The 16,798-nt window shown below is 37.2% G+C and carries 4 protein-coding genes; all 4 read left to right on the top strand.

Translation table 11 applies throughout. The annotated features are described in order from the left end of the window. Window position 1 precedes the first annotated feature (1 nt). From FTRAC_RS10965 to FTRAC_RS10950, 4 genes are read left to right on the top strand one after another with little or no spacing between them, the layout of a single operon-like run. Window positions 2-3,133 (top strand): nSTAND1 domain-containing NTPase, encoded by a 3,132-nt coding sequence (locus FTRAC_RS10965; RefSeq protein WP_013454320.1) that lies wholly within the window; start codon window positions 2-4, stop codon window positions 3,131-3,133. Beyond that, window positions 3,120-4,157: an outer membrane beta-barrel protein gene (locus FTRAC_RS10960; RefSeq protein ID WP_013454319.1), complete on the top strand. Its 1,038-nt coding sequence runs from the start codon at window positions 3,120-3,122 to the stop codon at window positions 4,155-4,157. Before FTRAC_RS10965 ends, FTRAC_RS10960 begins: the two co-directional genes overlap by 14 nt. Further along, window positions 4,154-5,332 (top strand): hypothetical protein, encoded by a 1,179-nt coding sequence (locus FTRAC_RS10955; protein ID WP_013454318.1) that lies wholly within the window; start codon window positions 4,154-4,156, stop codon window positions 5,330-5,332. Before FTRAC_RS10960 ends, FTRAC_RS10955 begins: the two co-directional genes overlap by 4 nt. A gap of 22 nt (window positions 5,333-5,354) precedes the next feature. Beyond that, a complete protein-coding gene (locus FTRAC_RS10950) occupies window positions 5,355-16,676 on the top strand; it encodes a T9SS type A sorting domain-containing protein (protein ID WP_013454317.1) in 11,322 nt (3,773 codons plus the stop codon). The last annotated feature ends 122 nt before the right edge of the window (window positions 16,677-16,798 follow it).

The following is a 16,798-nucleotide window of genomic DNA, read 5'->3' as shown; positions in this document are numbered from 1 at the left end:
AATGAAGGATCAAAACACTACCATATTAGAAAAACCGAAATCGAAATACGGGAAGAAAAACAATCCTTTCCCGGGCTTGCGCCCATTCAAAATTGAAGAAAGCCACCTGTTTTTTGGCAGGGAAGGTCAAAGTGATGAGGTATTGTTAAAGCTTTCAAAACATCGCTTTGTTGGTGTTATAGGTCCTTCTGGAAGTGGTAAATCTTCATTTATCTATTGTGGGGTATTGCCAATTTTATATGGTGGTTTTTTGACTGGAAGATCCACAGAATGGGAAGTGGTTGTAACAAGACCAGGAGCAGCACCTATAGACAATTTGGCTCAAGCCCTTCTTAAAACAGATTTAGTGGATGAAAAATTGTCCGAAGAAGATAAACAAATCAAGAAAACCATAATTTCTTCACTCCTAAGGAGTTCTTCGGTTGGTTTGGTAGAAACCATCATGCAATTTAAAGGGGACAAAGAAAAAAATTATCTAATACTGGTCGATCAATTTGAAGAATTGTTCCGCTTTAAAGATTCTTCCAATTTGCAGTCAGTAAATGAGACGCTAGCTTTTATTAACTTATTAATGGAAGCTATCAATCATGCAGATGTGCCCATCTATATAGCTATTACTATGCGGTCGGATTTTATTGGGGAGTGTTCTCAATTTCCTGAATTGACCAAGCAAATCAATGACAGCCAATATTTGATCCCGCAAATGACCCGGGAACAAAAGAGAAGAGCTATTACTGGACCAGTAGCGGTAGGAAGTGCAGAAATAGCTCCAAGATTGACACAGCAATTGTTAAATGACTTAGGCGATAACCCAGACCAGTTGCCTATTTTGCAACATGCATTAATGCGTACTTGGGATTATTGGAGCCACTTTAGGGATTATGATGAGGAACCACTTGATATCAAGCATTATGAAGCTATTGGTACAATGTCAGAGGCATTGTCAATGCATGCCAACGAAGCCTATGAAGAGCTTGATGAGGAGCAACAAAGAATTTGTGAGTTTCTTTTTAAAGCAATAACCGAAAAAAGAGGGGGAGGCAGCTATGGAATTAGAAGACCAACCCAGCTTCATGAAATTGCCGCAATTGCCAATACTTCCGAGGAAAAGATTATCCAAGTAATTGAGAAGTTCCGTGATCCGGGAAGATCTTTATTAACACCTCAATATGGTGTTCCATTGCATAGTCAATCAATTATTGATATTTCTCATGAAAGTATAATGAGAATTTGGAACCGTCTGAAAAACTGGGTAAACGATGAAGCAGATGCTGTGGCAATGTATAAGAGATTAGCCGAGGCTGCTGATATGTTTCAGCAAGGCAAAACCAGTTTGTGGCGTCCACCTGATTTGCAATTGGCAATGAATTGGCAGGAAAAGCATAATCCAACCTTGATTTGGGGGCAACGCTATCATCCAGCTTATGAAAGAACTATTTCTTTCTTGGAGCATTCTGAGGAGGAATATGAAATAGAACAAAGAGCTAAGGAATTACAACAAAAAAGAAGGCTAAGAACAGCCAGACTTACTGCTTTAATTATGGCTTCAGCTGCGGTAGTTTCAATTTTATTTCTTGTATATGCGTTTTATCAACAAACTATAGCTGAGAAAAATTTAGACTTAGCCAAACAAGAAGAAGCACGTGCTAAGGAACAAACAGAAATAGCAGAGCAACAAAGGAAATTGGCAGAGGAAAAGGAAAAAGAAGCAAATGAGCAAAGAGAGAGAGCAATAGAAAGTGCAGAAATTGCTAGAATTCAGGAGATAAGAGCAACTGAGCAAGCAGAGATCGCCAAAAAACAGAGAATTGCAGCGGAAAAAGCAGAAGGAGAAGCAAGCGAATCAGCAAAAAAGGCACGCGAACAGGAAAAAGTGGCACTAGAGGAAAAAGAAAGGGCTGAACAAGAAAAAGCCAGAGCAGATCAATTGCGTTATTTAGCCATTGCCAATGCTATGGCCGTAAAATCAACGCAATTAAATGATCCGCAATTACAAGGATTGATGGCACAACAAGCCTACGAATTTGATGAGCGCAATAGCAGCTATAATTATGATCCTGAAATATACGATGGGTTATATTATGCACTCAAAGAATTTAATCACCCATTAGCTAATAAAATTAATGGTCACAATAAATCAGCAAAAGTAGTGCTGGGAGGAACCAGTGATAATGAATTTTTCTCTGCTGGCTCCCAAGGAAGTATTTTAAAATGGGAAAAGACCGGAAATCAATGGGTGGCTGATACTATTGCTTCCATAAGAAATAGAAGAGTTGTAAAATCAATGATTTTTGATCAAGATAAAAATCATATCTATGCGGCAGGTCAGTTCATTAACGAAGCAGGAGAGTCGATCATAGAGAAATATGACCTTAATGAAAACGGTAGAGATCCAGAAATAATTAAAGGAGTAAAAGGCTCTTTTGTTAAAATGCATTTTGCGGATGATAAGTTATGGATTTTGGATGAAGGTGGAAAGGCCATTAAAATCATGGAGAATGGAAAAAGTCAAAATGTATATAACTCTAAGGTTAAAATAAATGATTTTGCAGTTGATCAAAATAAGCCGTATGTATGGTTAGCGGCTGATAATGGTGATTTATACCGCATTAATAAAACTGGTGAAAATGATACCGTAATGTATCAAAATGGAAAAACAATTACAGCTATCACCTCTAAATATAACTTTTTAGCAATAGGAGATGTGAATGGAGGTGTAAGATTATTCTCTGACTACAATTTCACTAGTTTTAATTCTCTAACGGGTCATATAGGTGGAATAGATGAGCTAAAAATAAGCGGCAATGGCGCAGCCATGTTATCAGCTGGTAAAGACAAGACCGTTAGGGTATGGAATCTCTCAGAAATCACACAAGCTCCGATTGTATTATCTGACCATAGTGACTGGGTCTGGTCTACAGATTTTAGTGCTAATAATGAGTGGATATTTTCAGTATCTGAAGATGGGATGGTTCATGTTTGGCCTTATTCTATTGACTTAATGGGCAATCAGCTGTGTGACGAATTGGATCGAAATATGAGCACAACTGAATGGGCAACTTATGTGGGTAGCGATCTACCTTATGAAAAAACATGTGAAAATTTAGAAAAACTATCCGATGCGGCTAATTAAAATTATATTGTTTCTGAGCTCTTTGGTAGTTCTAGTTCCTTTTTATGGTTCAGCACAAACTTCTTGCGTACAAAACCTGAGAGAAGCCAGAAATTTTTATGATGCAGGAAAACTAAATGAGTTACCCAAGCTTTTACTGACATGTATTGATAATGGTTTTACGAAAGAAGAAAAAGTAGAAGCCTTAAGATTAGTAACGCTTTCCTATTTATTTGATGAAGAAGAGCAAAAAGCGGAAGCTTCTTATTTGAGATTACTGAAAATAGAACCTGAATATCAAGTGAACCTTGAATCAGATCCAACAGAGCTTATTATTTTATCTGAAAGATATGATACAAAACCTAAGTTTTTCTTTGGGCTTAAAGGTGCTGCTGCTTATAACATATTAGACATTGCACCTAATTTTGTTTACAGATCAGCTCAGCCAGGTAGTTATGATCCTCCAATTGGTCTTTCAGGAGGATTGTTCTTCCAGTATCCAATCAATGAGGATTTTTCCGCTAATATTGAAACTCACTATAATTTTAGAAGAACAGTACTAGAAAGGCAAATACAAAGAACAGAAGGGAATTCAGATGGTATTCAAATAATTAGTGAAACTCAACAGTGGGTAGAAGTACCCTTATTAGTAAATTATAAAATACCAATGGTCAACCGCTTTCTTTTAGAAGCCACTGGCGGCCCTTCTTTTCATTATTTAATTTCTTCAAGTTTAAGCGTAACGGGGGTTAATGAGGAAATTAATAATAAAGATATGCTTGAGTATAGAAACCAAATGAACTTGAGCGCTCTTTTGGGGCTGCGGGCTAATTTTAAGATAATCGGAAGGAATTTCATGACAGTTGAAGCGCTTTTTCAATATAGATTTCTAGAAGAGAACAGAGAGTTAAATCCTGATGAGCGTTTAGAAACACTTCCTGATTTAATCCAAGCTGGTTATGCAGACGGGCAATTAAAAGGACATGCTTTGATACTGAGAATAGGCTTTCGTTTTCCACGTTTTAATCCTGAGTTAATAAAATGAAATACTTAATATATACCATATTCTCATGCTTGGTAATATTGGCAATTGGTGCTTGCAATACAGAAGAAGACTTAAGTCCCGTTTCTCAAAATTCCTATATAAAAATCATTCAGGGAAAAGGTACTGATGCGCCATTATCTGTCAATGAATTTAACGGAGGTTTGCTGATTGTGTCAAATAGCACGATTAGAGGTAATTCATCTAATAAAATTAGAATACTGAGAACAGATTTAAATGGTACTGTGATTAATGGTAGTGATAAGTATTTTCCCGAAGGATTGAATCAAGCTTGGAACGTAAAGGATGTTATAGTAATAGAAAATCAAAGGATTGTTTTAGGTGGAACTGTGGGGAATAATAATGAAAGCCTATTTTTTTTAGAGCTTAATGCACAGCTCGATTCTGTAAAAAGTGGATTTTACAGTTCGGATATGGAGAATTATGACCTTACCGGAATATCTTATGATGAAACCTCTTCGAAAATATATTTTGGAGGCTCCGAATGGAATGATTCAGAAAGGTATACATTATATGGTCAATTAAATGCATCTGATTTATCAATTGATCAAACGTACACTACTAGTAAGGCAAAAGCACTACCTTCTACTCCTATTTTAGAAGATGCCACTGGAGGTCTGATTTGGGCTTATAATACAGGAAACTCTGAATTAGTGAGAAGCCCTAATAGAAGTATGCAACAGATTGATGATATAGATGCTTTAAGTTTTGATGATAGTGAAAATATTTTGTCCAAAAAATTAATTAAAACTCAAGAGGGCAAAATAGTAATCTTAGGGGAGCTTGATAATAAAAAGGAAGAACAAAGAATGTTGTTTTTCTATGAAGTATTCTCAGCTGCTGATCCCGTCATTTTTGGAGAAAAGGGTGAAAATCGACTGAATGGGGCTAAGAAAATTGAAAATGGATATTTAGTGGCGGGTTCTACCGAAGTTATTGGACAAGAAGGTGGAAGTCATTTAGATTTTTATTTGTCAAGAAGAGGGCCAAATGGTGGAGAGTCATTTTCAAATTCTTTTGGAAGTGATGAAGACGAGGAATTGCATGATGCGGTAATGATCAATGATCAGATTTATTCTATTGGATCAACGGAGATTGGGATAGAAAACACATTATTGTTGATTAAAACAGATAAGTTCGGAAGATTGGTGAATTAGAAGGTTGAAAGGAAATTTTAATATGAAGAAATTTTTACTGATATTATTTATTGTTTTAGCTGTTTGCAGGGCTGAAAAACTTTACGCACAAGTGGTGAGTAGTGTAAGTTTACTTGACCCTACTGATACAGCGGATGTGTCTATTACACTGAATGCAACTATTAATACCGATGCTTCAGCCGATGTGAATTACTCTTTTGAATATGGGACTACTTCAGGTGGTCCATATACAACTGTTTCAGGCTCGGAAACTGCTGTAAATACAAGCCGTGATGTAAGCGAAGGTCTTATCAACTTAACTCCTGGCGAGCAATACTTTTATAGGTTTACGGCTACTACCACTTCACCTGCTTCAACTCAATCAACTGCAGAAAGCTCTTTTTGGACACTTGCAACTCAACCCTTAACGCCAGTAAGTAACTTCCAATTGGGAGAAAACAGATTTACTGATAGTATATACTTTACATTCAATAGTTACACATTTCCGACTAATGGTGGGTTTGTTTTATATTATAAAGAAGGAAATTCTCCAGAAGATTTATCTAATTTAACAAATGGAAGTAGACCGACTGGGCAGATTCCAGGCGATAATTTCGTGTTTGAGCCAGATGATACTAAAACTGTCATAGGTACTTCAGGATTAGATCCTGCAACTGAATATTCGTTTATTCTTCCTATATACAATAGTAATGGCAACGATGATGAAACAATTCACTATTTAAAAAGTGGAGCGCCTACTGGCACTTATTGGACCTTATCCGAAGCACCTGCTGGTATTACTACTTTAGGTACTGAAACTAATATTGCAGCTAATTCTGTGGATCTTGATTGGGGTAATGTGACAGGTGCTACTGGTTATTTGGTAATTTATACCCAGGATCAGAATGCTATTGATACAGAAATAGACAATGTATTAGATGGAACTACTCCTAATGATCTTAGTTTCTCGGGAATTGTGGGAACAAAAAATGTCACCAATAGCCTGGCTACCTTAACAGGATTACAGGCAGATAGAACCTATTATTACTATGTAATTCCTTATGCAGAAGGAGCAGATCCTTCTACCATAAACTACGTTTCTAAGACTGCTCCAAATGAAGGCTCTTTCCAAACTTCATGTATTACGCCAACAGAAACTGTAAGTAATCTTCAACTAGGAACCGTCACTTCAAATAGTATTCAACTCACTTGGGATGACCCAGATAGCTTAAATGTTTTAGTAGCAGCACGTCTAACTGGTGAAACGGCAGCCTCAATTGTTGACGGTCAAATATATAATGCCAATAGTAGTTACTCTTCAGAAGAAATTGGAAGCACTGGAAATTATGTGGTTTTCAATGGTGCCGGAACTGGCGTAAATGTGACCAGTCTAAGTGATTTTGAAGATTACACCTTTGATGTTTATTTATATAATGATAATGGGGAATGTTATGGTAGTAAGCAAATAATAACGCAACAGACGAATTGTGATCCTGCGACTACTACAGTTAGCGGAGAGCAAGCTAACAATGTTTCTTCCAGTCAACTTGATGTGGAATGGTCTAAAAGTTCAGGAGCTGTAGACGTATTAGTGGTCGCAAGGCTGGCATCATCAGCAGTTCAACTTCCGTCTCTAAATACTAATTATGATGTAAATTCCAGTTTTGGAGACGGAGGAGGTACGGCTCAGACTGGAACTGGTAATTTTGTGGTTTACTCAGGTAGTGGAACCAGTGTTACAATTACAAATTTGGCTGCCCTCACTGACTATGCATTTGATATTTATGAGTACAATCCTAATGGTTTTTGCTATAATACTGATAAGAAAACCGTCTTATCCACTACTGATTGTGCTCCCCCTGACTCGCAGTCTTCTTTTAACACTATTGATCCAGCAGATATAAATCCACTTTCCATTGATGTTAGCTGGACCTCTGTTACTGGTGCAGATAAGTATTTGGTGGTAGTGAGACAAGGAAATCCGGTTAATTTTGAACCAGATCTAGGCACAGCTTACGAAACAGGTGTTGACAGTGATTATTCTCAAGCTGTTGAAGTTCGATCAGGAGGGAATAATGCAGTATATAATGGAACGACTAATTCCGTGTCTGTTTCAGGCTTAAATATTAATACGCAATATTATTTTGCTGTTTTTGCCTACAATTCAAACGGTTATTGCTATGTAACTCCTGCCTCTCCTGGAACAGCCACAGCAACAACAGATGGTGTAGCATCTAATAACACCCTGACTTTTAATGGGGCAGCCTCAACTATAAGCTCAGTAGACAATGATGATACAGGTGGAAATTTCATTACTGTTTTAGATTTTGATGCTGTTGAAGGTGGTAATGATGGGGTGAATACTAAACTTGAGTTTTTTACTTTTTCAAGAGCAGCTGGCGACTATTTCGGTAGTTTAAATATAGCCTGGAGTGATGTAATTGCTGAGGCTAGATTGGTTAATGTGACGCGCAGCATAACACAGACAAGTAACATAACCGTGAATAATGATAATATTACAGTTGATATTCCAAGCAATGAAAATGATAATGATACTGAAATTGGATTTTTAGAGGAAAGTACCTCTCTCAGATTTCAACTTCAAGTCAGATTAAATGAAGTAATCAGTGCTGCTGAAATTGACAATAAAAATTTAGTGTTTGAGTTAGCTCCAGCGGACGTTTTGGTGGAGGCTAATTCAACGAAATTTGACGCTACTTCTCCAACTATTTCGTCAGGAAACGGCAATAATGAAATTGTTGTAGAAGCTACTGAATTTGAGTTTACAGCTGACCCTCCTGCTGCAGTAAATGCTGGCGAAAATGTAACACCTCAGGCAATAGTAGAGGCTAAGGATGCCAATGGAAATTTAGACTTAGATTATGGCGTCTTTAGCATTACAAATGCAGATAATATTCCAATGAGTAATTTGCCGTTGAATCCAAGTTTTACTAATGGAGAATTTGAGTTTCCTGCAAATTTTAATTACCAGGGCAGTGGTGATGGAACATTAACCGTAACAGATGGCAGTAGTCTCTTTGATGTTTCTTCTACTCAGGTTACAGTAAATCCAACACTAGGTTTAGCAGAACTTACGAATGGGTTGAATAGCGGTACTCTTCAGAGTGGAGCTACTGATCAGGCTTTATTGGGCTTAGCAATTGATGCATTAGGGACTACCCAAATGCAAGCAATCGAATTCTCAACCAATCTCGATTTAAGCAATAAGGTGAATAATATTCGATTGGCCGCTTCAGCTGATAATACCTATGACGGAACTATTACAGATGCTGTAATTGCCTCTTCACCAACGATCGATAATGGTGCTAACACAATTACTTTTACAGGCTTAACTGAAAACCTAAGTTCTGAAACCAAAAATTACTTCCTGATTGTGGATGTGGATAATACAGTTAATGAATTTGATACACCTGATTTAACTGTCGGGCTGGATATTGCCCATATTACCTTCACTAATTCAGCTAACATAAATGCATCTAACTTTTCCAAGACTTATGCATTTGAGGATATCACTAAACCGGAAGTCAGTCAGGTAACGGCTTCCCCAACTGTTTTATCTGGTGCTCATTTAGGAACAGATGCACTTGAAATCCAAGTTACTTTTAATGAGGAAATGGATAATAGCATTCTTTTCAATCCTGAAATTTCATTTCCAAATGAGCATCCTATTACTGGTGGTAGCCTAGCAGGGCCAAACGGTACTGGGGGCTGGTCCGCTGGAAATACTGTTTACACTTTCTTTTTTGATTTATCCGATCAAGATGAGTTGGTTGAAAATATTGATGTTTTGATTTCTAATGCTGCTGATATATCAGGAAATCAACTCGATGATGCTACTATTTTAGATCTATTTACTATAGATACTGAAAATCCTAAAACTGTAAATGTAAGCCTGAACAAAACTTTGGTGAATAGACCTCAAAACACCATAGAATTGTCTGTCAAGTTCGATAAATCTATGAATAACACCATTGACCCAACTGTAGAGGCCAACACTTCCAATAATTTAGATAATAATAATGATGGTGTTTGGACAGAGGAAGTAGTGGGCAATGGATTTAACATTTATACCGTCTCGCTTACTCATGATTTGACTGTGGAAGAAGAGATATCTGATAAGTTACTTATTTCAGGAGCCACAGATATGGCCGGAAATATAATGGATCCTAGTGAATCCAATATTTTCAATATCAATACTTCTCGACCAAGATTGGAGTCTATAACAGCTTCTAATGTAACTGGTACTTATAAAGCGGGGGATATCATTTACATTGAAGTCTATTTTGATCAAGATATGAAGGTTGTTTCTGGGACACCAGAATTAAGCTTGAATTCAGGAGGAACTGCTGTTTTTGATAATGTATCCAATAACATCCTAACTTTTAATTATGAAGTATTAGCTGGGGAGAATGTTGCTTTATTGAACGTAAATGCATTTAATCTAGAAGGAGCAAGCGTTACAAATACGATAGATAATGAAGCAGTTTTAACTTTACCTACTGATCCAGCCGATGAATTATCAACTCTCAAGCCAATCAAGATTGATACTAGAGCACCTGAAATTAGTAGTACAACCATAACGCCATCTACGGTAAGTCAAACTAATTCGACCTTTACTTTAGAAATCAATTATGATGAAGATATGGATCAAAGCAGTACTCATAACTTCTCATTTAGTAATAGTAGTAACATTAGCTTTCAAGGCGGCATTTGGTTAGATGCTCAGACTTATGAAGCTGATTTTGAACATGATTTATTAATTGAAGAAGAATTTGATAATGTGATCATTGAAATTAGTGGCGCAACTGATTTAGTTGGTAATACAGCGGTTACTGCTGACTCAGATCCTTTTGATATTGACACTCAAAGCCCGAGGATTACTGAAATTACAGCTTCAACTCCAAACGGAACCTACGGCCCTGGTGATAACATCAATATTAAAGTTGTATTTGATGAAGCTATTCAACAAATAGGAACTGCCCCTACTTTAACCTTAAATACTGGGGCTACGGCTACTTTCGATAATATCACAAACGGGAACGAACTAAATTTCACTTATACAATAGGAGCCACTGCTTCAGGAGAAAACGCTACTGATTTGAATGTGACTGCGATATCAAATTCTCAGATTGAGATACTGGACTTGGTGAACAACTCTTCCGTTTTAACTTTACCGACCAGCCCGAATCGTTTGCTTGATAATTCTGATTTAATTATTGATACTACTTCACCAACCCTAACAATCGGTTTAGATAAAACGGTGATTACTCGTGATAATAATCAACTGATCCTTACTGCAACCTATAATGAAGATATGGATCAAAACACAACTCCAAATTTCAGTGTGCAAGGATCTAACAATTTGATATTGGATAATGGAAGCTGGAATTCTGCAACCGAATATATCGCTACTTTTATACATAATCCTACAGAAGAAGAAATTCAAAATGTAACCATAGAGGTTTCTGGAGCGACAGATTTAGTTGGCAATACTGCCATTACCAACACATCTGGAACTTTCACCATAGATACTCAAAGACCAAGAATACTTGAAATCGTTTCTGCTAGTGCCAACGGTTTGTACAGTCCTGGTGACAATATTAATATTCAGTTGGTTTTCGATGAAGATGTAACGGTCGGTGGAAATCCTTTATTGGATTTAAATTCAAGTGGGCAAGCTTCTTTCCAAAGTGTTACAAATGGAAATGAAGTGAACTTTGTTTACACCGTTGGAGGCGTTAGTTCTGGTGAAAACACGCTTGATTTGGATGTAAATGCATTCGATATGAATGGTGGTAATATTCGGGATTTAGTCAGTAATGAAGCTGATATTGTTTTGCCTGCTGATCCAAACCGCCTTCAAGACAATGCTGATATTCAAGTGGATTCCGATCCTGCGGATATTGTGAATGTGACAGCAACTACCGATCAAGGATTCTTTACAACAGGAGATCAAATCGGTATAACAATAGAGTTTGACGAAACAGTGAAGGTTAGCGGAATTCCATTGCTCACTTTAAATACTGGTTCCAATGCTGAATATGTGAGTGGTTCCAATTCTACCATTCTTACCTTTAATTATACTGTTGAGGCCTCTGATGGAGGCGCAATTCTGGATGTTACAGATTTAGAATATGCTACTGTAAATAGCATAGACCTAAATGGTGGTACAATTGAGGATTTGGCAGGAATTAATGCAAGTTTAGGATTGCCAGCCGTTGGAAGTGCAAACTCCTTAAGTGGGAATACCGACATCACTATTGATACACAAGACCCTGAATTAGCCAATGATCCATTCACTCCTTTCAATGGCGAATTCAATGTTTCTCATTCATTGACATTTACAATTGAATTAAACGAGCCTGTTTCAGGACAAGGAACAAATAACATATCAATAATTGATAAGCAAACATTAGATGTATTGGCTGTATTGGATGCTGGTACTGCTTTTACAAATAATACCAGCTCTATTTTAGAATTTAGTTCCTTTGGAAATATTTTGGAAGACTCTACCGAGTATTATATCCAATTCGATGCGGGTGCTTTGGTAGATCGTGCAGGAAATGAATTTGCTGGATTCACAGCAGATAATATTTGGTCATTTACCACTTTTGGCCCTGCCAGAATCGATAACTTTTCTATTGGTGCTTGTGTCGGAGAAACATTCACTATTCAAGGCGAGTACTTCACAGGGGTTAGTAGAATTCGCACCAATATTAATGGTGCTTCTCCTTTTACCATCTCCACTTTTATCGTGGTAGACGATGAAACAATTGAATTTACAGTGCCGGCTGGTACGGTACCGGGTACTATTACATTAGACAAACAAACGGGTCAAGCGGGAAATACAGAAAATGCAAGCACTACTTCTGTTGATCCTATTAAGGTAGGGCCTAGCAGTGCGCAATTAGCCCTGGTAGAACCAACTGATGATGCAATATGTGATATTGATGACCTAGGTAATGTAATTGACGTTGAATTTTCGGTTGATATAGTAGGTGGTTCTGGAGTTTATACTTTGGTTTATCAAGTTAATACCAATGATCCTATTACTATTACGGGTTATGAAGAGGGACAGACGTTTTCTATCGTACCACCAGATTCTGCAGAAAATAATGTTAGAATTGTGTCTTTGACGGATGAAGATGATGATCTCAATACTTGTAGTGCGCCTGATTTGGGATCTGATGTTGAGGTCGTAAAATATATCCGTTCTAGAGTGGATGCAGGTGGCTTTCAATCTCAAGATGAAGAATTTGGAGTTATTGAACTGTGCGGTGCAAATACAAGTGTTATTGATTTTTCAGATCTAAGTTTAGTCACTAACAGTCCGGAAATAACAGGTACTGTGCAGCAGGGTACTTGGAGTATTGATGAAGGGCCAAGTTCAAACGGTGGTGGTTTTTCACCAGACTTCACACTTAAATCAGTTCAAACGGACAGACCCGATACAGTAAAATATTATGCAAGCTTTGCTGATGGAGTAAGAGGTGAAATTGTGCTAGAATTAACCTCGGATGACCCTGGAGGACTAAACCCTTGTGTGGGAACTAGTGATTTTGTAACCGTTCGATTTGTAGAAAGCATTTCCGTTAATTCTGATCGAAACGTGGCAATTTGTTTGGATGAAGATGAAAATGGAAATCAAATTGCAATTGCAAGTTTATCCAGTACAGTTTCTGGCGGAAGTGCATCCGATGACCTATCTGTGGAGTGGACAAGAGTAGATGATTTTAATGAAGAAGCAGGACACGATGGCACATGGGGTTTTAAAGACGATGAAGACCAAGTCGCTTATTCATTAACTTCTAATGTACTTAACCCAATTTATAAAGCCAGTCCGCAAGAAATGCTTGAAGGACGATCAACTTTGGAAGTTTTGCCAGTTTTGGTTTCAGGGGTTGGATGTGGAGCTATTCCAGCTCCAAGGGAAGTCAATATTAGAATAAATGATATACCTGACCCAACTAAATCCTCTGGTCCTGAAATTATTTGTGCTGGAGAACAAGAAGTACGTTTTAGAATGAATGCAACTTCTCCTGGAAATACATTCCAATGGAGTTTTACTAATGGTTTAAATCAGTTTGACGGTGCTACCAATAGCAATCTTGTATTTGTTAATTTTAGAGAGGTGACAACAGAAACCACCGATACTTTAGTAGTTCAAGAATTAAACCCTAATACGGGCTGTATAAGTAAACCAGATACCTTCTTTATTGCTTTAAAACCATTGCCAATAGCCAATATTAAGTATAATTCCACCACTACCATTTCAAATACTACAGCATTAATTCCACTAGAAGGGGAAGGTGGCACAGCTGGGAATTTGGTAGATGCCACAAGTGAAAACGGACAGTTTTCTGGTAAAGGAGTTATTCAAAACAGCAATGGTGATTATTTCTTGGATAGCAGTCAATTAGGTGTTACTGATATCACGGACGAGGAAGATGTGCATGAAGTATTTTTTACTTTTACAAACGAATTTGGTTGTTCTGCTACCGATACAATAGCATTTAATGTGTTTGATGCCGAAAGAATTTTCCCTGCCTTGGCGGAAGAATACTGTCAATTGGATGCAGCCGACACCATAAGCGTTGATAATGCTATTGTTCCTGATGGGTTTATAGTAAGTGCCATAAATGGACCAGGTATTACGGAAATTGGCTATACAGATGTCGTGGTAGGAAATGATACAATCTCTGTTTTAAGAGCGATTTTTGACCCAGAAACTGCTTATGAAAGTAATCCTAACTCTGAAAATCCAAGTGTAATTTCCATTACCTATTCTATTGAAGATCCAAATGATGCTTCAAATAATGCTGACAATGTGGGAGAGCAAATCGTAATTGTAAATCCTTTACCAGTATTAGAAATAGATGATATTGAAGCCGGTATATGTACCTATGATGAAAAAATTGAGTTTGAACCAATTGGTATTACCGGAAATAACTATTCCTTTCAGTTGATTAATGAAGGATTGCCTGATAGCCTTGTCATTGGTGACAGTTTAGATGGTTTTGAATTTGACCCGGCACCATTGTTAGCTTATCTTGTTGATAATGGTGAAGACTCCATTAGGATTTTTATAAACTATACTTACCAAGATGGTAATTCTTGTGAGAACTCAAGAGAATATAATTTTCTAGTATGGAGACAGCCCTCTAAACCCGTTGTTAATTCAACAGATTTATGTTTTGTGGATGGTGTAATGGATACAGCCATAGTAGAAAATTATGATGGGGATAAAGCTAATGAGGAATTATTGTGGTTTACGGGAACTGATTTTAATGCCGAGCCAATTCATCAAGGTAGAAGCTATTCGCCAACCCCAGATTTCTTCACTACAGTAGATGAAATAACTTTCAATGTTATCCGAAGAAATGTTGATAGTGAAGGAGAGGAAGAAGTGCCGTGTGTTAGTAATGCTACTGAAGTTACCTTTAGAAAAATTGACAATCCTGATTTTGACTGGAACAAATCTACTTTTGGGCAAGAGCCTATTATTTTTACAGGCAAACCTAATCAAGCTGCATTAGCTTCTACTGAATGGACAATTACTAATATTAGTGGTGAGGTAGAGCAATTAGTTGGGGCGGATGCTTTTACTAAAGTTAATGATTCTACCATAGCAGTAGATTTCAATAGCTATGGTGCAGGACGATACAGAGTTAATTTCAATGTTTCTAGCCTAAAGAGTTGTTCAGCTGAAGTAAGTAAAGAGATAGTTATTCTACCCGAGGAAACGGTAGCAGATCGCTATGTTTTTAATTTTGATACATCATCGGAGGGCTGGGTAAGTAATGGCTTTAAAAGGAATACAGCTAATACTGAAAAAAGGCTGTGGGATTTTGCTATACCATCTGGAGAATCCAACATTGAATCTAACGAACACCTATGGATCACTAATGCTGAAGGCTCTTACGAATCCGGAGTAGTTTCTTATGTTTATTCCCCTTCTATGGATATCAGTAATATTGATCGCCCTGTGGTGAGTTTTGATCTTTGGCAGAATATGGCGGAAGGGGATGACGGCCTGATTTTAGAATATTCTACTGATGGAAAAGTGATTGAAGATCCTGAGAAGGAATGGCGTCTCTTGGGAGATGTTTCTTCAGGATTGCAATGGTATAATGATGACCGAATTGAATCTCAACCTGGAACCATCAACCTTGATGGGATTAATAATAATGGCTTATTTGTGGGATGGTCTGAAGAGAATGATGCTGAAAGCATTGTCCCTGTTAATGCTAAGCACTCATTGGAAGCTTTAGACGGAAGCGAAAATTTAATATTCAGATTCCAATTTAAATCTACTTTAAGTGAAAGTGAATTTGGGAACAGGGATGGAGCTGCTTTTGATAATTTTAAGATTGAAAGCCTAAATAGAAATGTATTGGTTGAATATTTTGGTGATTTTGAAAGTAGTGCTGATCCTCAGGAAATGGAAACTATCAATTCTGTATTTAATGACGTAGGTAATTTTGCTTGGATCAACTACAGAATTAATGAAAACGATCCGCTCTATAAGCAAGCATCCTCTTCGATGCTGTCAAGAATTTACTATTATGAGGCTTATTCTTTCGAGGATCAATTTGCAATTGATGGAGCAATAAATGATTTTTCATTTGCCGGTGAAGATGGAGATAGTGATTTTGGAATAAATGAGTTAAGCCGAGCTCGATTATTTAGTAGTATCTCAAGTATAGATGTGGAGGCATCTAAAATTAATGAGAGTGAGCTAGAAATAGTGGCTAAATTCAATTCTGTCGAACCAGTAGGAGAAAATGTGAATTTATTCATCGCAGTTCTTCAAAAAGAAATTATTGGAGGTGAGCAAGGCACTGAAGAAGGCATTACCTACCATAATGTTTTACGCAAATTATTACCAGGAAATGGTGGTGCAAAGGTTTCCGGTACTAGTGGACAGCAAACGGTTACCTTCAAAGCGAGTAGCAGTGCGGATGAAAATCCTTTGGCGGTAGTGGCATTTTTGCAAAATATTAACACAAAAGCAGTAATTCAGTCAGCTTACTTAGGGGATTTGCCATTGCTTTCTTTATCAAATGTTACTGCATTGAATAAAGAATTAGGGGCCTTAAATATAGAACTATATCCAAATCCGGCACATGACTTTTTGAAGATTCAATTAGATAGCCCACTTCAAGAGGAGGTTAAAGCTAAAGTGATTGATGTAACTGGAAAAACTATCATAGAATTTAGCCTGTTGCAAAGCCAGCGCTATTATGAAATGAAAACATCTTCTTTAAAAACAGGAATGTATAATCTAATCCTCACCAACCAAAATGGAGAGCGTAAAATGATGAAATTTGCAGTCACCAATTAAATGAAATTGCGAATTGCTAATTTGTCAAACATTAATCAGTCTAGATTTTAGAGATCAGTTTTAACTTCCTGAAATCTGGACTTTTTCTTCCAACAAGCAAGCTTATAGCTGTAGCACTCTTA

It is taken from the genome of Marivirga tractuosa DSM 4126 (genome assembly GCF_000183425.1).
GTDB classification, from domain to species: Bacteria; Bacteroidota; Bacteroidia; order Cytophagales; family Cyclobacteriaceae; genus Marivirga; species Marivirga tractuosa.
The sequence above is the reverse complement of the archived record's forward strand: the minus strand, read 5'-3'. Positions and strand labels throughout refer to the sequence as shown.

Coding starts and splice junctions, on each gene's coding strand:
- FTRAC_RS10965 (WP_013454320.1), top strand. CDS start 2: ATGAAGGATCAAAACACTACCATATTAGAAAAACCGAAATCGAAATAC.
- FTRAC_RS10960 (WP_013454319.1), top strand. CDS start 3,120: ATGCGGCTAATTAAAATTATATTGTTTCTGAGCTCTTTGGTAGTTCTA.
- FTRAC_RS10955 (WP_013454318.1), top strand. CDS start 4,154: ATGAAATACTTAATATATACCATATTCTCATGCTTGGTAATATTGGCA.
- FTRAC_RS10950 (WP_013454317.1), top strand. CDS start 5,355: ATGAAGAAATTTTTACTGATATTATTTATTGTTTTAGCTGTTTGCAGG.